Source organism: Myxococcus sp. AB056 (assembly GCF_006547365.1).
In the GTDB taxonomy this organism is placed as follows: Bacteria; Myxococcota; Myxococcia; order Myxococcales; family Myxococcaceae; genus Myxococcus; species Myxococcus virescens.
Window position 1 is genome coordinate 1 of sequence record NZ_VHLB01000134.1, and the last position, 17,324, is coordinate 17,324.

Annotated in this window: 13 protein-coding genes and 1 pseudogene; 8 read left to right on the top strand and 6 right to left on the bottom strand. The window is 70.3% G+C overall.

Annotation, left to right across the window (positions count from 1 at the left end):
• Nucleotides 1-66 precede the first annotated feature (66 nt).
• Nucleotides 67-1,416, top strand: a complete 1,350-nt coding sequence (gene nhaA, locus FMP39_RS34565) for a Na+/H+ antiporter NhaA (RefSeq protein WP_141594261.1) — start codon at nucleotides 67-69, stop codon at nucleotides 1,414-1,416.
• A 20-nt stretch (nucleotides 1,417-1,436) separates the two neighbouring features.
• On the top strand, nucleotides 1,437-3,128 hold the full coding sequence (locus FMP39_RS34570) for an AarF/ABC1/UbiB kinase family protein (RefSeq protein ID WP_141594262.1): 1,692 nt from the start codon (nucleotides 1,437-1,439) through the stop codon (nucleotides 3,126-3,128).
• A 10-nt stretch (nucleotides 3,129-3,138) separates the two neighbouring features.
• On the opposite strand, the gene FMP39_RS34575 is transcribed toward FMP39_RS34570, so the two are convergent.
• From FMP39_RS34575 to FMP39_RS34600, 6 genes and pseudogenes are all read right to left on the bottom strand, one after another.
• Nucleotides 3,139-3,600, bottom strand: a complete 462-nt coding sequence (locus FMP39_RS34575) for a DUF2267 domain-containing protein (protein ID WP_141594272.1) — start codon at nucleotides 3,598-3,600, stop codon at nucleotides 3,139-3,141.
• A 219-nt stretch (nucleotides 3,601-3,819) separates the two neighbouring features.
• Nucleotides 3,820-3,882 (bottom strand): annotated as a pseudogene (locus FMP39_RS38765) (hypothetical protein); the annotation flags it as partial.
• A gap of 10 nt (nucleotides 3,883-3,892) precedes the next feature.
• The gene (locus FMP39_RS34585; protein WP_228558587.1) at nucleotides 3,893-5,020 is read right to left on the bottom strand and encodes an alpha/beta fold hydrolase; all 1,128 of its coding nucleotides are present in this window, start codon (nucleotides 5,018-5,020) and stop codon (nucleotides 3,893-3,895) included.
• A 121-nt stretch (nucleotides 5,021-5,141) separates the two neighbouring features.
• Complete coding sequence (locus tag FMP39_RS34590; RefSeq protein WP_141594263.1) at nucleotides 5,142-8,273, bottom strand: efflux RND transporter permease subunit; 3,132 nt, start codon at nucleotides 8,271-8,273, stop codon at nucleotides 5,142-5,144.
• Entirely contained in the window at nucleotides 8,270-9,457 is a 1,188-nt protein-coding gene (locus FMP39_RS34595) for an efflux RND transporter periplasmic adaptor subunit (protein WP_141594264.1), read from the bottom strand. Before FMP39_RS34595 ends, FMP39_RS34590 begins: the two co-directional genes overlap by 4 nt.
• Before the next feature lie 5 nt (nucleotides 9,458-9,462).
• Nucleotides 9,463-10,884 (bottom strand): TolC family protein, encoded by a 1,422-nt coding sequence (locus tag FMP39_RS34600; RefSeq protein WP_141594265.1) that lies wholly within the window; start codon nucleotides 10,882-10,884, stop codon nucleotides 9,463-9,465.
• A gap of 216 nt (nucleotides 10,885-11,100) precedes the next feature.
• Between FMP39_RS34600 and FMP39_RS34605 the strand changes: the two genes are divergently transcribed.
• The 6 genes from FMP39_RS34605 to FMP39_RS34630 all read left to right on the top strand — a co-directional run bounded on the left by FMP39_RS34605 (nucleotide 11,101) and on the right by FMP39_RS34630 (nucleotide 17,147).
• Nucleotides 11,101-13,044 (top strand): putative metal-binding motif-containing protein, encoded by a 1,944-nt coding sequence (locus tag FMP39_RS34605; protein ID WP_228558588.1) that lies wholly within the window; start codon nucleotides 11,101-11,103, stop codon nucleotides 13,042-13,044.
• A gap of 21 nt (nucleotides 13,045-13,065) precedes the next feature.
• Nucleotides 13,066-13,764 (top strand): ABC transporter ATP-binding protein, encoded by a 699-nt coding sequence (locus FMP39_RS34610; protein ID WP_141594267.1) that lies wholly within the window; start codon nucleotides 13,066-13,068, stop codon nucleotides 13,762-13,764.
• Between the two features lie 100 nt (nucleotides 13,765-13,864).
• A complete protein-coding gene (locus tag FMP39_RS34615) occupies nucleotides 13,865-14,638 on the top strand; it encodes an ABC transporter permease (protein ID WP_141594268.1) in 774 nt (257 codons plus the stop codon).
• Nucleotides 14,635-15,381, top strand: coding sequence for an ABC transporter permease (locus FMP39_RS34620; RefSeq protein ID WP_141594269.1), 747 nt, complete (start codon nucleotides 14,635-14,637; stop codon nucleotides 15,379-15,381). The genes FMP39_RS34615 and FMP39_RS34620 overlap by 4 nt, the downstream gene beginning before the upstream one ends.
• A gap of 13 nt (nucleotides 15,382-15,394) precedes the next feature.
• The gene (locus tag FMP39_RS34625) at nucleotides 15,395-16,144 is read left to right on the top strand and encodes an ABC transporter ATP-binding protein (protein ID WP_141594270.1); all 750 of its coding nucleotides are present in this window, start codon (nucleotides 15,395-15,397) and stop codon (nucleotides 16,142-16,144) included.
• On the top strand, nucleotides 16,137-17,147 hold the full coding sequence (locus FMP39_RS34630) for an MlaD family protein (RefSeq protein ID WP_141594271.1): 1,011 nt from the start codon (nucleotides 16,137-16,139) through the stop codon (nucleotides 17,145-17,147). Before FMP39_RS34625 ends, FMP39_RS34630 begins: the two co-directional genes overlap by 8 nt.
• Nucleotides 17,148-17,324 lie beyond the last annotated feature (177 nt).

A 17,324-nucleotide genomic window follows, 5' to 3' on the forward strand; every position in this document is an offset into this window, starting at 1 on the left:
ATTCCACCCACCCCACCGCTGAAAACGGGTGCCAGTCCCGGCGACGCGGGGCATCGTGCGCGCCGCATGGCGCAGACACCCCCTCCCTCAGAGGCCCGGCCCCGGCCTCCAGTCCCCGCGCTCTTCCGCGTGGCCCTGGCTCCCATCCAGGCCTTCTTCCGCCTGGAGGCGGCCAGCGGCATCCTGCTCGCGCTGTGCGCCGTGGCCGCCATGGCGTGGGCCAACTCGCCGTGGGCCGCCAGCTACTCCGCCGTGTTCGACGCCCGCATGACGGTGGGGCTGGCGGGCGTCCACGCGGACTTCACGGTCCGCGAGTTCATCAACGACGGGTTGATGACGCTGTTCTTCTTCGTCGTCGGCATGGAAATCAAGCGCGAGCTGAGCTCGGGTGAGTTGCGCACCTTCTCCCGCGCGGTGCTGCCGCTCATCGCCGCGATGGGCGGCATGATTGTGCCCGCCGCAATCTACGCCGCCTTCAACCAGGGGACGCCCGCCCAGGCGGGCTGGGCCATCCCCATGGCCACCGACATCGCCTTCTCCATTGGCTGCCTCACGCTGGTCAGAACGCGCGTGAGCCACGGGCTGGTCGTGTTCCTCACGGCGCTGGCCATCTTCGATGACATTGGCGGAATCCTCGTCATCGCGCTCTTCTACGGCTCGGGGCTCCACGTCAGCTGGCTCATGGGAGCCCTGGGCGTGCTCGCCGTGCTGGCGTGCCTCAACCACTTCCAGGTGCGCAACGGCGTGGCGTACGCGCTGGCGGGCGCGGCGCTCTGGTACACGATGCACCACGGCGGCATCCACGCCACGCTGTCGGGCGTGGTGCTGGGCCTGTTCATGCCCGCACAGCCCCTGCGTCCGGGCCGCCACGTGCTGGAGGAACTGCGCATCTACGTGGACCGGGCGCTCCAGACGGCGATGGACGAGGCGACGCGGGGCGCGCAGATTCTCTACCTCGAGGAGCGTCTGGAGGAGCTGGAGCCGCCGCTCAACCGCTTCGTCCACCTGTGGCACGTGCCCGTGGCGTACGGCATCGTCCCCCTCTTCGCCCTGGCCAATTCGGGCATCTCCCTGGAGGGCATGGGCTGGGCGGACCTGCTCCGGCCGCTGCCGCTGGGCATCATCGCCGGCCTCTTCGTGGGCAAGCAGGTGGGCATCTTCCTGTTCACCTGGGGCTCGCTGAAGCTGGGTGTGGCGGACCGTCCCGGCCGTGCGACGCTGCCGCAGCTCCACGGCGTCGCGGTGGTGGCGGGCATTGGCTTCACGGTGGCCCTGTTCGTGGCGGGGCTGGCCTTCCCCACCCAGCCGGAGCTGCTCACGGAGGCCAAGCTGGGCATCCTGGTGGGCTCGCTGCTTTCCGCGGTGGTGGGCTACGCACTCTTGCGCTTCGTGGCGAAGCCGGCCGTCCCGGCGTAACGTAGAGGACAGGAACGCTCGTGATTCTCCAAGACCTCAACCGCGTGCGGCAAATCACCGTCATCGCGGCGCGCCACGGCTTTGGCGAGCTGGCGGAGCGCGCGGGGCTGTGGCGCATCCTCGGCCGCAAGGAGAAGGTGGAAGTCTCCCCGGAGGCCCAGCGCGCCTCCACCGCGCGGCGCTTCCGCATGCTGCTCAACGACCTGGGCCCCACCTTCGTCAAGCTGGGACAGGTGCTGTCCACCCGCGCCGACCTGCTGCCCGCCGAGTACATCGACGAGCTGGCCATGCTCCAGGACCACGTGGAGCCCATCTCCCTGGAGGATGTCCGCGCGCAGATTGAAGGTTCGCTCGGCGCCAGCGTGGAGAGCCTCTTCGCCACCATCGACCCGGCGCCGCTGGCCGCCGCGTCCATCGCCCAGGTGCACCGCGCGCTGACGCTGGAGGGCGAAGAGGTGGTGGTGAAGGTGCAGCGGCCGGGCATCGCCGAGCGCATCGACTCCGACCTGGGCGTGCTGCGCAGCCTGGCGCGCCTGCTGGAGGCCGTGGTGGAGGAGACGGGCGTGTACACGCCCTCCGGCATCGTGGATGAGTTCGACCGGGCCATCCACGAGGAGCTGGACTTCATCAACGAGGCCACCAACATCCGGGCCTTCCTGGAGAACCACCGCGAGCGGCCCTACCTCAAGATTCCGCGCGTCTACTCCGGCCTGTCCAGCCGCACGGTGCTGACCATGGAGTTCATCCGCGGCGTGAAGCTCAACCCCGCGGAGCTGAGCGAGCCCGAGCGCAAGGCCATTGCCCAGAACATCCTGGACGCCTCCTTCCGGCAGCTCTTCGAGGACGGCCTGTTCCACGGCGACCCGCACCCGGGCAACCTGCTGCTGCTGGAGGACCACCGGCTGGCGCTGCTGGACTTTGGCGTGGTGGGCCGGCTGTCGCGCCCCATGCAGGAGACGCTGGTCATGCTGTGCCTGGCGGTGGCGCTCAAGGACAGCGAATCCGTGGCGCGCATCCTCTACCGCGTGGGCGTACCGGACGCGCGCGCCAACCTGGTGGGCTTCCGCAACGACATCGAGGCGCTGCTCGGCCAGCACCTGGCCACCACGCTGGGACAGGTGGACACGCGCTCGCTGCTGAGGGACTTGCTGGACCTGGCGGTGAAGTACCGCATCCGCATCCCCAAGGAGTACGCGCTGCTCAGCCGGGCCTCCGTGTCCACGGAGGGCATGCTGCGCAGCCTGTACCCGGAGATGAACATCATCGAGGTGGCGCTGCCGTACGCCAAGGAGCTGCTCGCCGGGCGCTACGATCCGATGCAACTCCAGGGCGGCCTGATGCGCACGCTGCTGCGCTTCCAGGCCATGGCGCAGGACCTGCCCACGCAGTTGTCGCAGATCCTGCTGGACATGGAGTCCGGCAAGTTCACCGTCACGGTGCGCGCGGACCAGTTCGACAAGCTGAATGAGAACCTGCGCGGCGCGGCGGTGATTGCCTTCATGGGCCTGTGCGCGTGCGGGTTCATCGTGGGCGCGTTCATCTCCTTCGCGCCCAAGCCGTGGATGTACGGCAACGTGCCGGTGCTCGGCGTGGTGGGCATCGCGGTGGCCGCGGCTTTCTTCGGCGCGGCAATCACCTGGTACCTCTTCGGTGGCCGGGGCCTGGGGAAGGTGCGCTTGAGCCGCTTCCTCAAGAAGCCCCAGCGCAAGTAGCCCGCCGCCGCTACACGGGCCGGCGCCACAGGTCGGCGAGGTCCGCCGGGAGCTGCGAGGCCACGGCCGCCACCTCGTCGTCTGGAATCCGGTCCCGGATGGCGGTGAACACCACCGACAGGACGCGCAGCGCCTGGTCCACGGGGATGCGCAGGTGGTCCGCCACGTCGGTGATGAACTCCGCGCGGCCCATGCGCTTCGCGTGGGACGGGCCCCGGTGGATGTTGCACGTCCCGAGGATGGCGCCAATGCCGCCCTTCCCCAGAGACCAGAGCAGCTTGAGGTCCTCTCCGTCGGACAGGCGCCGCGCGAGCGTGCAGAACACCGCCTCCGCGCCCTTCCGGGCGTCCACGCCATTCACCTGGAACTCGCGGCTGTTGCCCAGTTCGTCCAGGAAGCCCTGGAGGTCAGCGGGCTCTTCACGCTCCTTGACCGGCGTGGCGTTGATAGGGGGTTCGGTGTGCTCCGCCATGGGGCTGCCTCCTTGGATGCCAGTGCGGCCGTGCCGCGTGCCGTCAGCGCTTGTCATGGTGGACATGGCACGGGCACGCCGCACCGCGACGTGCGTCCCCGGGAGCGGGTGCCCGGAAGGAAGCACGCCACTGCGGCCGTAGGCCCCCGCTGGCGCTGTTGCCTTCAGGTGCTCGACCAGCCGACCGACAATGGCCTTGCCCAGGCCTTGGCCCTGATGTGCCGGCTCCACGGCGATGTCGACGACCTGGAAGTGCCCTCTCGGACTGGCCTGTCGCGGAATGCCCGCGAAGCTACCGCAGAGCGTCCAACGTCCGTTGGAAGAACGCCACCGCCTCCACGCGTGTACGTGCGTGCGAGGCCGCGCGCGTCCCCGGCATGGCATCCCGGCACAGCATGGCCGCCACCTTGAAGCCCAACTCCGTGCACTCGGGCAGGAACGTGAAGTGGGCCGCGTCGTCCAACACCACCGTCGTCGCGTCGGGCAGCAGCTTCGCCAAATGCAGCCCGTGCTGTGCATGGGGCATGAGTTCGTCCCCCTTGGCGAGCACCAGCGTCACCGGCACGTCGATGTCTGCCACGTCCCGCGCCTCGTAGGTCCCCGCCATCCCCGGTGCCATGGCGAAGGCCGCCCGCACCCGCGAGTCCTTGTACGACGCCCGCGCCACCGCCATGTCGATTTGGCTGTAGTCCACGTCTCGAAGCTCGTCGCAACCTGGGTGCTCGCGTGTATCAGGTGCTGTGCAGAGGTTCGCGATCGGTGACAGGTTGAGCCGCGCGCCCGCCAACGCCAGCGCCGTGTAGCCCCCCATGGAGTGCCCCGCTGCACCGATGCGCTCCGTGTCCACACGAGGCCCCCAGACTGCGTCCTTCAAAAGCCCATCCAGGAGGGCCGTGAAGTCCTGGGGCCGCTCCCAGCCGCGCACATAGCCCTCAGGACTCGTGTCTCCGTAGGTATTGCCAGGATGGTCCACCGACACGACGATGAAGCCATGCGCGGCCAGGTGCGCGCCGAGCCACGACATGTTGATGGCCGCGCCGCCGTTGCCGTGGGACAGCACTACCAGCGGCCAGCGCTCCCGGGCATCCGAGACGGGGGCGTCCTTCGCGGCGACGAAGGGCACGAAGATGGGAGACGCCGTATGCTCCACCATGTGGGAGTCCAGCGGCGCTGGATACCAGACCACCGTCTTCAACGAACGCTGGCGGGCCGCGTCCTCGAAAGTCAGCGACGTGAAGCCCACAGCGTAGGCCGCGTCGTCGCCATGCCGCGTCGCGCCCGACGGAGCCGACGCGGAAGACACCTCCGGAGCAGGCGGGAAGGAGGCACAGCCTCCCATCAGGAGCACAACCCCGAGGCCCCCTGTGCCCAGGCGGATGACGAAGGAGGCGCTGCGACCGCGAAACGAACGATGGACCATGGCCATCCACCAACGCTTCAACGAAGGACCTATTGCGGCATCACGCCACAAAGAAAAGGCCACCGCGGCGTCATGAAGACGTCCGCGATGGCCTTATCCCCCAAGCGGTCAGACGTGCCGCTCACCCATGAGCCGCCGGGCGAGGCGCATCGCCATGCCCCGGGTGCTGCGGCGGCTGGAGCGTCTCATCGTCATCGTCCTTCTTGCCGAACCGCTCGCCCAGCCGCGTCTTCATGCGGTCCGCCACGACATAGAAGGCGGGCACCACCAGCAGGCTGAGCACCGTGGACACGGACAGTCCACCGAGCACTGCGATGGACATGGGCGCGCGCGTCTCCGAGCCCGCGCCTAGCGCCAGCGCCGCCGGCACCGCCGCCATCATGGTCGCGGTGGACGTCATGAGGATGGGCCGCAGCCGCACCGGTCCCGCGCGCAGCATGGCCTGCAACGCATCCGCGCCGCGCTCCCGCTCTTGCAGCGCGTAGTCCACCAGGATGATGGAGTTCTTCTTCACGATGCCCATCAGCAGCAACAGGCCAATCATGCTGAAGATGTTCAGCGTGGTGCCCGTGGCGAACAGGGCGAAGGCCGCGCCCGCCACCGACAGCGGCAGAATCGTGAGCACCGTCACCGGGTGCAGGAACGAATTGAACTGCGCGCCCAGCACCATGTACGCCACGCCAATCCCGAGGAAGAGCGCGAAGAACAGGCTGCTCATCGAGTCGCGGAAGGCCACGCTGGCGCCACCCGCCACCACGCGCACACCGCCAGGCAACTCCTTCGCCAGCCGCTCCACCGTCGCCAGGGCCTCTTCCTGGTTCGAGCTCGGCGCCACGTTCGCGTAGACGCTGATGGCGCGCTCACGGTCCCGCCGGGTGATGGCCTGCAGCGCGGGCCGCTCCTCCTGCGACACCAGCGACGACAACGGCACGAGCGCGCCGCTGGCCGTCCGGACCTTCAGCGTGGAGAGGTCCTCCGGCCTGGAGCGCTGGTCCGCCAGGAGCCGCATGCGCACGTCGATGCGCCGGCCGCCGGTGCTGTACTTGCCCACGCGCACGCCGCCCACCAGCGCGTTGATGGTGGTGGCCACCGACTGGATGGGCACGCCCAGGTCCGCCGCGCGGCCCCGGTCCGGGGTGATGCGCAGCTCCGGCATGCCCAACTGGTAGTCCGTGTCCACGTCCACCACCTTGCCGCTGGCCTGGAGCTTCTCCCGCATCTCCTGGCTGGCCTCCACGAGCTGCTCCCATTCCGAGCCGCGCACGCTGAACTCCACCGGGAAGCCGCGCTGCGCCGTGAAGCCGCTCTGGGACTGGTCCTGCACCACCGCGCGCAAGCCCGGGTAGCTGTTGAACTCCTTGCGGAGGATCTGCTGGAACTCCGACTGCGGCATGCGCTCGTCGGGCGGCTTCAAGCTGACGAACATCATGCCGGTGTTGACTGCGCCGCTGCCGAAACCGCCGACGACGGAGAAGACGCGCGTCACCTCGGGCCGGCTGCTGGCGAACTCCTCCGCCCGCAGGAACAGCCGGTTCGTCTCTTCGATGTTGCTGCCCACCGCCGTCTGCATGCGCACCAGCAGGCGGCTCTGGTCCTGGGACGGCACGAACTCACCCGGCAGCGCACGGAAGACGAAGACGCTGGAGGCCGTCAGCACCACCGCCCCGCCCAGCACCCACCACGGCCGCTTCAGGCCCCAGGCCAGGGTGCGCGCGTAGCCGCGCTCCAGCTTCTCGAAGCCCCGGTCCACCCAGACGCCAATCCGGCTGCGGCCTTCACGCGACGTCTTGAGCAACTGCGCGCAGCGCGCGGGGGCCAGGGTGATGGCCTCCACGTAGGACAGCAGCACCGCCACGCACAGCGTCACGCCGAACTGGAGGAAGTACTTCCCGATGACGCCGCTCATGAAGACGACGGGCAGGAAGATGGCCACCACCGCCGCCGTCGCCGCCAGCGCGGCGAAGGTGATTTCCGCGGTGCCCTCGCGCGCGGCGCGCACCCGGTCCTTCCCCTCTTCGGAGTGCCGGTAGATGTTCTCCAGCACCATGATGGCGTCGTCCACGACGATGCCCACCGCCAGTGCCAGGCCCAGCAACGTGAAGGTATTGAGCGTGAAGCCCAGGAAGTAGATGACCGCCACCGTCCCCAGCAGCGACATGGGGATGGCCAGCACCACGTTCATCGTGCTGGAGAGCGAGCCCAGGAACACCCAGCACACGAAGGCGGTGAGGATGCACGCGAGCATCAGCTCGAACTCGATTTCGTGGACGCTCTCCTCGATGAACTGCGTCGAGTCGAAGTTGATGCCCAGCTGCATCCCCTCCGGCAGGTCCTTCTGCATCTTGTCCAGCTCGGCCCGGATGCCCTGGGCCACCGCCACGGCATTGGCGCCGCGCTGCTTCTTGATGCCCAGGCCCTGCGCCGGCTCGCCGTTGATGCGCGCCATGCGGCGCACGTCCTCGAAGCCGTCCTCCACCAGCGCCACGTCCTTCAGGTAGACGGGGAAGCCGCCCTGCTCGCGCACGATGATGCGCCGCAGCGTCTCCAGGTCCAGGGCCTCGCCCATGACGCGGACGTTGACCTCGCGGCCCTGCGTCTCGATGCGGCCGGCGGGCAGCTCCACGTGCTCGCGCTGGAGCGCCGCGGACACGTCCGTCACCGTGAGGCCCAGCGCGTCCAGCTTCTGCGCGTCCACCCAGATGCGGACGTTGCGCTCCAGCATGCCGCCCAGCTGCACCTCGCCCACGCCCGGAATCGTCTGGAGCTTCTCCTTCACGCGGTAGCGGGCGTAGTCACTCACCACCTGCTGGCTGAAGGGCCCGGACACGCCGACCCAGAGGATGGGTTGGTCCTCCGGGTTGGACTTGGAGATGATGGGTGGATCAATGTCCAGCGGCAGCCGGCGCTGCACCTGGCTCACCTTGGTCTGCACGTCCTGGAGCGCCAGGTCCACGTTGCGCGACAGGTCCAGCTCGACGGTGATGTTGCCGCCGCCCTGGCGCGCGGTGGAGTTGATGGCCGTGACGCCCTCCACCTGCGTCACCGCTTCCTCGATGAACTCGAGGACGTCGCTCTCCACCGCTTCCGGGTTGGCGCCTTCCCACGTGACGGAGATGTTGATGGTGGGGAAGTCGACGTCCGGGAACTGGCTGATGCCAATACGCTGCGCGGCCACCAGTCCGAAGACGATGGTGGCCGCCATGATCATCCACGCCAGGACGGGCTTCTTGATGCAAGCCTCGGTGATGTTCATTGCCGGGCGCCTCCGCCGCCGCTGGCGGCCTCCGGCTCCAGCCGGGGCTCACCCGTGAAGGTGGGCTTGGGTCCCTCCGCCACGCGCACGTTGGCCCCGTCGCGCAGGGCCTCACCGCCGCGCACCACCAGCAGCTCACCGGGCTTCACGCCATCACGGACCTCCACGCGGCCATCCGCGGTGCGCAGGCCCAGCTCCAGCACGCGCTCACGCGCCTTGTTGCCCTCCACCACGTAGGCCAGGAAGCCGCGCTCGCTGGCGCGCACCGCCGTCTGCGGAATCACCGGACTGCCGCCGCGCGTGTCCACGGGCACCGTCACCGTGGCGAAGGCGCCCGGACGGAGCCGCTCGGCGTCCTCACCGGTGACTTCCGCCGTCACCGGCACCATGCGGCTGGCATCATCCGCGGCGGCGGCCACGTGTGTGATCTTCGCCGTGAAGGAGCCACCCTCCGCGGCCCGGACGGAGAAGCGCGCCGTCATGCCGGGCTGGATGCGGGACACGTCCGCCGCCGGAACCGTGAAGCGCAGCAGCAGCGGCTCGCGCCGCAGCAGCGTGGCCAACACGACGCCGGGCTGCACGTACTGGCCCGTCTGCACCGTGCGCGTCTGGAGCACGCCGTCCATGGGCGCGCGCACATAGGCGTCACGCTGGTTGAGCTGCGCCTGGTCCAGCAGCGCCTTCGCCGCCGCCACGTCTGCCTCCGCCGTGCGCGCGCGGGCCTCGAAGGTCTCCAACTGCTCGGCGGGCAGCAGACCGGGGCTGGCCTGGTTCACCGCGGTGCGGCGCTGCGCACCGGCCTCCGCCTCCACCAGCGTGGCGCGGGCTCGCGCCAGCGTGGCCTCCGCGGACCGCACGGCGATGGCGTAGCGGGCGGGCTCGATCTCCGCGAGCACCGCGCCCTTCTTCACCGACTGCCCTTCCGCGAAGAGCACCCGCTCCACGGCGCCCGGCACGCGGGCGGTGATCTGCACCCGCTCGAAGGCCTCCACGGAGCCCACCGCGTCCACCACGTACTCCACGTCCCGCGACTCCACCGGAGCCACCTCGACGGGGAACTGGATGGCGGCTCGGCCGCGACCCGCCGGCGCTGCTCCGCCTTGGGTGCTTTGCGCGTCCTTCTTGCAGCCAGCCCCCAGGGCCAGCGCGGCCACGGCCAGACCCAACGTTCCTGCGCGTCGCATTTCCTTCACGGTTCCTTCCCCAATGGGTCGAGTCCGACTGCCGCCCGCAGCCCCAGCAGCGCCACGCCCAACGCGAACCGGCTCTGGGCATACGCCACCTCTGCCTCGAACTGCTGCAGCGAGGCATCCGCCACCGTCAGCGCCGTGGACAAGCCCTGACGGTAGAGAATCCCCTGCTCCTCCGCGTTCTGCCGGGCCGTGCGGACCGCCAGGTCGCTCTGCGCCAGGGCGGCCTGGGCATTCTCCAGCGCCACCCTCGCCTGCTCGATGTCCACGTCCACCCGGCGCGTGGTGGCCTGGACCTGGAGCTCCGCCGCCCTCGCCAGGGCCACGCGCTCCCGGCGCTCGGCATAGCGCTCGCCGCCGTCGAAGAAGTTCCAGATGAGGTTGACGCCCAGGAAGCCATCACCCGTGCGGCCCGCGAGTCCGGCCTCGTTCGTGAGGCGGTAGGTCGCAGACGCGCCCAGCGTGGGCAACAGCCGGGCGAGCGGCTCCTTGGCGCTCTCCTCCAGCGCGTCCACCCGCAGACGCGCGGCCAGGATGTCCGGCCGGCGGTCCAGGGCCCCATCCGCCAGGGAGGCGTGGGCCTGCAGCGGCCGGCTGGCATCCGACAGCAACGCGTCCGGCGAGGCCAGGGTGCCCTTCACCGAAGACACCAGCAGGAAGCCCAGCTCCAGGCGCGTGGTCTGCGCGGCGTTGCGCGCGTTGGACATCTGCACCTCGGCGCTGGCCGCCTCCAGCTCCGCGCGCGTCACATCGTTGCTGCTGGCCAGACCCGCCTTGGCGCGGGCCGACGCGTCCTGAAGTGACTGGCGGGCGAACGCGAGGCGCTGCTCGGCGGCGCGGTACACCTGCTCCTGGGCCAGGGTGGCGAGGAAGGCGTTGGCGGCCTCGAAGCCAATCTGCCGGCGCGCCTCCACGGCCTCCAGCTCCGCCGCGTCGCCGTCCCTCCGCGCCGCGCGGTACAGGAAGATGCCGCGCGCGTCGAACAGCGGCAGGGAGGCGACGAAGTTGGCGTTGAAGGCGTTGTTGCGCTGGATGACCACCGTCTGGCCACCCACTTCGCGCGTCACCTCATTCAGACGCCGGGTGTAGGTGCCCGTTCCCGTCAGCTCTGGAAAGAAGAAGGCCCGGGCCCGAGCCAGCCGGGCCCGTGCGGCCTCTGACTGCTGCTCGGCGGCCAGCGCCACCTCGTTACGCTTCGCGGCAAGTTGCACCGCCTGTTCCAGCGTCAGCGGACCACCTTCCGTGGACAGGGCTTCCGCGGGCGGAGGCTGGGACGAAGGACTTGCGGGGGCACCCTTCGTGGATTCGGAGGCGGCGGGTGCGCCCCCCTCGGTCGCGGGCTGCTGCCCCGAAGCACTGGACGCGGTCAGGGCGAGCCAGGCGCAGAGGGGCACGGTGATGGCGTGACGGGGTCTATGCATGAACGGGCGGGGAAGGCTCGGGCGTCGGGGGAGCGGGTCGGCGCGCCATATAAACGGAGGGGGAGAGAAGGGGCTATGACGATTCGGCGTCTGGACGCTGGCCTGCGCGACAGACTATGGGTGGCGTTGGGTTCTCCTGGGTTCCGTAGCTCACTGTAGAAAGATTGCGGGCGCCACCAAGCGCCCGGGAATGCTCGGCCGATGCGTTTATTCCTGATGGGTTGCGTTCTTGCGGTGGTGGTCTCCGTTTCCGGCTGCAAGAAGCAGGAAGACCCACCCAATGCCGGGGCCATCCGCGTACTCGTTTCGTATGCGACGTTTCGTCCGGGCTGTCTCACGCTGACCGTCACGGACGTGGACGAACCCAGCCGCACCGAGACCGCCAACGTCCGGATGGAGCCTTCTGCCCGAAGCGACGTGCGGACGGTGGCCATCCTGGGCCGCGAGGGCTGGAGCCGGAACCTGCGGCTCACCGCCACCGCCAACGAGCGCTCCTGCAACGGGCCCGTGGTGGCACAGCACGAGGTCACCACGCAGGTGCCCGCGGTGGGCACCGCGACCGTGGAGCTCGACCTGCGCGCCCTGGACCTGGATGACGACGACTACGTCACCAGCGAGGGCGCCTTCCCTGGCTCGGATTGCGACGACGACGACCCGCGCATCCACCCCGGCGCGACGGAGCTGTGCGACGGCGTGGACAACAACTGCGTCAACGGCGAAGCGGATGCCCCCGGCGGCGCGACCTACTACCGCGACGCGGACGGTGATGGTTTCGGCGACCCGCTCGCCCTGCCCAACCTCTCCTGCACGCCTCCCGCGGGCTATGTCCTGGAGGCTGGTGACTGCAACGACCAGGACCCCAACATCCGCCCCGGACAGGCCGAGCTGATCTGCGACGGCAAGGACGACAACTGCGATGGGAAAATCGACAACGATCCGTTCGATGTGAACACGCCGTGCCAGACCGAGCAGAACTGCGCGGGGTCCATGCAGTGCGCGAGCACCGAGCTGACGACCTGCGTCAGCAGCGAGACGCCGCGGGAGTGGTTCGTGGACGAGGATGGTGACGGCCAGGCGGGAACCTCCGTGGGGCTCTGGTGCGCCAACCCGCCGCAGGACGCCGTGGAGCACAACACGGACTGTGATGACAGCTCGCGCTTCGTGTCGAACTCGGCCACCGAGGTGTGCGACCGGCTGGACAACGACTGCGACGGACAGGTGGACGAAGACCTGGCGGGCTGCGACACCGTGGCCTGGACGACGACGAACGCGACGCCCTCCTCGATTGTCTGGGAGACGGTGGCTGCGTACCCCGGCAACAAGGGCTGGCTCGCGGGACGCGACGGCCACGTCGCCCACGTCGATGGCGGGACGATCACCCCCGTGGCGAACTGCCCGGGTCAGTGGAAGTCCTCCTGGGTGACGAACAGCGGCCGCGTGTTCCTGGGCAACAGCGCGGGCAAGTTCACCACCCGGCTGCCGACCGACACCGGCGCGTGTGTCAACGTGAATGGCCCCGGGAACGCCAGCATCAACGGGATGGTGGGCTTCGAGAGCGGCAACCGCGTGGCGCTGTACGCGGTGGACAGCCAGGGCCGCATCCTCCTCTGGAACTACGAGGAGGGCGCCCCCACCCAGGCGGCCCCCGAGGAGCTCACGCGGCTCAACGACAACCTCAAGTCCATTGACGGTACCAGCCCGCGGACGCTGTTCGCCGCGGGCGCCGAGGCGCAGGGCGGCACCAACCGCCCCGTGGTCTGGCGCGGCCCCACGGAGGACGGCGGCACGTGGCAGAAGGAAGCCCTGGGCAACGTCGGGTCGACCGAATTCCTCTTCGGCATCCAGGTGCTCTCACCGAACCATGTCTACGCCGTGGGTGACAAAGGCCTCTTCCTGGAGCGCGCGGGCACGACGTGGAGCGTGAAGCCCGCCATCACCCTGCCAACCTCGGCCCCGGCGGACATCCGCGGACTGGTGGCCTTCGGCAGTAAGGCCATCTACGCCGTGAGCTCCGGAACGAACGACATCCACTTCTTCAACGGCACGGCCTGGAGCACCGCCTTCGCGCCGTCCAGCCCCATGAACGCGCTGAGCGGAACCGGCCCGGCCGACGTCTGGGTGGCGGGCCACAGCGGCGCGCTCGTGCGCTGGCGGCCCTGAGGCGGCGGGCGGACGGACACCATGGACCTGCGCGCGGACGGCCTCACGGTGCGGTACGGAGCGAGGCAGGTCCTGTCCGGCGTGAGCTGCGCGCTGCCCCCCGGGACGCAGGCACTGGTCCTGGGGCGCTCCGGCGCGGGGAAGACGACGCTGGTGAAGGCCCTGGCCGGCCTGGTGCGGCCCACGGAGGGCCGCGTGCTGTGGGATGGGCAGGATGCGGCGCGTCTGACGGCCGCCGAGCGGCGCGAGCAGCAGGCGTCGTTCGGCATGGTGTTCCAGACGGACGCCCTGTTCGACTCGATGACGGTGCTGGAGAACGTCATGGCGCCACTCACCCGCCGCCATGTCCCGGAGGCCGAGGCCCGGGCCCGCGCCAGTGACGTGCTGCGGGCGGTAGGGCTCGCGGACGCGGCGGATACGCTGCCGGAGCGCCTGTCTGGCGGCATGAAGAAGCGCGCGGGAATCGCGCGGGCCCTTGCGGCGCGTCCGTCGGTGGTGCTGGCGGATGACCCGTTCGCGGGGTTGGATCCGGGCACGGCGCGGCAGGTGGCCCGGGTGCTCCTGGACGTGTCCCAGGGTGGCACGCTGCTGGTCGTGGCGACGGAGGCTCCGATGGACCTGCCCCTGCCCCGCTGGCTGTACCTGCGGAGTGGCCGGCTGGTTCATGACGGGCCCCCCGCCCCCGAGTGGGAGGATGCACCGGACGAGGTGCCGGCATGACGCGAAGTGCGCGAGCACATCAGGGCGCCAGAACGCGCCACCAGGAGGGCGCGGCCCCAGTCGTGCCGCCGCCGAGCCTCCACCCGGATGAGATGCCGCCATGTCGCTCTTGACGAGGCTCGGACGAACGGCGCTGGATGCGCTCCGTGGAACCGGCGCGCTGGGCCTGGTCGTGGGCCGCACGGTGCTGGCGCTGCCGAAGCTGGAGCGCCGCGAGTTGGGCCGTGCGCTGGTGCAATTTGGCTACGGCTCCCTGCCGCTCGCGCTGGCCACGGCGGCGCTGGCCGGCATCATCGTGGTGCTGCAATCGGGCATCTACGTCCAGCGCTTCGGCGCGCGGGCCTTCCTCGGCTGGGCGGCGGGTTATGGCGTGCTGTGGGAGTTCGGCCCGCTGCTGCTGGGCCTCATCATGTCGGCGCGGCTCGGCGCGCGAAACGCGGCGGAGCTGGCGCTGATGCAGGTGGGCGGACAGATTGAAGGGCTGAGGGGCATCGGCCTGGACCCCTTCGCCATCCTCGTCGCGCCGCGCGTGGTGGCCATGGAGGTCAGCATGCTGGCGCTCAGCGGCGTCACCTTCGCGGTGGCCATCCTCTTCGAGTCCGTGGCCGCCCTGCTCGCCCTGGGCCTTCCAGTGCGCGTCTTCTTCGGCACCTTCTCCCAGCTTCTGGGGCCGCTCGACCTCCTGGGCGGCGTGGTGAAGACGGGCATCTTCGGACTGGCCATCGCCCTGCTGTCCACCACCGTGGGCCTGTCCGCGCGAGGCGGCGCACACGCCGTGGGCCAGGCGGCGGCCAACGCGGTGGTGCGAAGCTGCGCGGCCATCTTCGTCCTCGACTTCGCCCTCACCTCCTTGCTCGCGGGGTGGATGGGATGAGCGGCGTGCTGTCGTTCTTCGGAGCGCCGGTGGTGATGCTGGCGCGCACGGTGCGGGCCTCCACCCGGGACGGCGTGCCCTGGCGCGAGTCCCTGGCGCAGCTCCACGAGCTGGGCGGGCGCAGCGTGTGGCTCGTGATGTCCGGCATGGCCTTCTTCGGCGCGGTGCTCGTCACCATCGCCAACAGCCAGGCGCGGCGCTTCGTGGGCAACGTGGCGGTGCTGGGGCCCGCGTACTTCGAGCTGCTCATCCGCGAGCTGGGCCCGGCGGTGTCCGCGCTGCTCACGGCCTCGCGCGCGGGCGCGGCGCACGCGGCCGAGCTGTCCACCATGAGCGTCAACGAACAGGTAGAGGCCCTGGAGATGTCCGCGGGCGACCCCTATGCGGACCTCGTCGCGCCCCGGGTGTTCGCGGGCGTGATGGGCGTGCCCCTGCTGTGCACCCTGGGCACCATCGCGGCCACGCTGTCCGCGGCGGCGGTGGCGCAGTTCGCCTTCGGCGTGGACGGGCGGGCCTTCATGGACCCGCGCTACGTGGACGGCTGGGACTTGCTGGCCGCGTTCCTGAAGGCCGCGGGCTGCGGGCTCTACATTCCCCTGGCGGCGGCGGTGGCGGGCCTCAAGGCGCGCGGCGGCGCCGAGGCCGTGGGCGAGGCCACCACCGACGGCGTGGTGGCGGCGAGCCTGGGATGCCTGCTCATCGACCTCGCCGTCTCGCTGGCCTTCCAACTGGTGCGCCTGTGAGCGAGCCCCGCGCATGACGCCCCTTCCCGACAGCGAGGCCCTGCGATTCCGGGACGTGCACGTCGCGTTCGACGAGGGACGCCGGCGCGTGCTCGCGGGGCTCACCGCGGACGTGTCCACGAAGGATCTGACGTTCATCGCGGGCGCCAGTGGCACCGGGAAGAGCGTGCTGTGCCGACTGGCGGTGGGGCTGCTGCGCCCGGACGCGGGCGAAGTGGTGCTATGGGGAGAACGCGTGGACTCCAGGCCCGAGCGCGAGCTGGTGTCGCTGCGCCGACAGGCGCCCTACCTGGTGCAGGGCCCGGCGCTGTTGGAGTGGCGCACGCTCCGGCAGAACGTATGGCTGGCGGACCCGGCGGCGTCCGTGGACGACGTGGACGCCGCGCTGGCGCAGGTGGGTCTTCTGGACTGGGCGGACCGGCTGCCACCGGAGCTGGGGCCCGGAGCGAAGAAACGGACGGCCATCGCCCGGGCGTTGGTGCTCAAGCCGCGCTATCTCCTCTTCGACGAGCCGACGACAGGCCTGGACCGGAAGGCGGCGGGCCAGGTGGAAGAGGTGCTCGCGTCGCTGAAGGCGCGGGGCTTGGGGGGAATGGTGGTGTCCCACGACTACCGGCAGTTGAAGGCGCTGGCGGACCGGGTGCTGGTGGTGGCGAACAAGCAATGTGCCTACCTGGGCACGCCGAAGGGCTTTCTGGAGTCCTCCGCGCCCGAGCTGCGAGTACTGACAGCGCCATTCATGGAGGGCGCGACGGATGGATGAGCGACGGCTGGAGCTGAAGGTGGGCGCCCTGGTGTTGGCCTCCATCGTGGGCGTGCTGTTGTTGCTGTGGCTGATGGGCGAATTGAAGCTGGGCTCGGAGACGGGGCTGGCGGTGGACTTCGGCCACACGGGGAACGTGGTGGAGGGCGCCCCCGTGAAGCTGGGCGGCGTGCAGGTGGGACGCGTGCAGGACATCCAGCTCCAGCCCGAGCGGCGGGACGCCCAGGGACGCCCGCTGCCCGTGCGGATGGAGCTCGCGGTGGCACCGGAGGCCGTGGGCGCGCTGCGCAAGGACGCGCGCGTGACGGTGGCCACGGTGGGCATCCTGGGAGAGCCCTACCTGGAGCTGAACCCGGGCTCGGCGCCGGAGCGGCTGCCCGCGGGCACGGCCGTGCGGGGAACGGACGCGCCCCGGCTGGACGTCCTGGCCGAGCAGCTCACCCGCTTCGTGGACCTGCTGTCCCAGATGCTGGAGGAGGACCCGGAGGCCATCCGCGGCCTCGCGGCGAACGTCTCCCGGCTGGCGAGGACGCTGGACCAGTTGCTGACGGAGAACCGGGGCGACGTGAAGGTGCTCGCGTCCGAGCTGGCGGCGGCCTCGAAGGACTTGCGCCAGCTCGCGGGCCTGGCGCGCGAGGCCTTCCAGCCTGGGGGCAAGGGCGCGCAGCTGTTGGACGATGCCGCGGCGGCAGCGGCCGTCGTGCGACGCGACCTGCCGGGGCTGACGAAGTCCGCCGGGACGACGCTGGACGGACTGGCGGCCGTGACGGGCCCGCTGGGGCCCGAGGACGGCGCGCGGGTCAAGGTCGCGCTGGAGCGCCTCACCTCGGCCTCAGGACAATTGGAGAGCATCGCGGCCCGCGCGGACCGGGTGCTGGCGAAGCTCGAGGCCGGCGAGGGCACCGCGGGCGCGGTGCTCCAGGACGGCAGGCTCTACGAGGAGCTGCGCATGCTGGTGACGGACCTCCGCAAGCACCCGTGGAAGGTGCTCTGGAAGGACTGAGGCCCGGGCGTCGGGCACCTATCAGGACGCAGCGTGAAGGCGTGCAAACACGGGCCCAATTGTTCAGGGTGTGGCCTCCCCCCCATTCTGGGAGCGCACCAAATCATTGCTGGTGGTACAAGCCCGGGCCGTGAAAGCCCCCCAGCCCCTGGCTCTAATACACATCTCCGAGCCCAC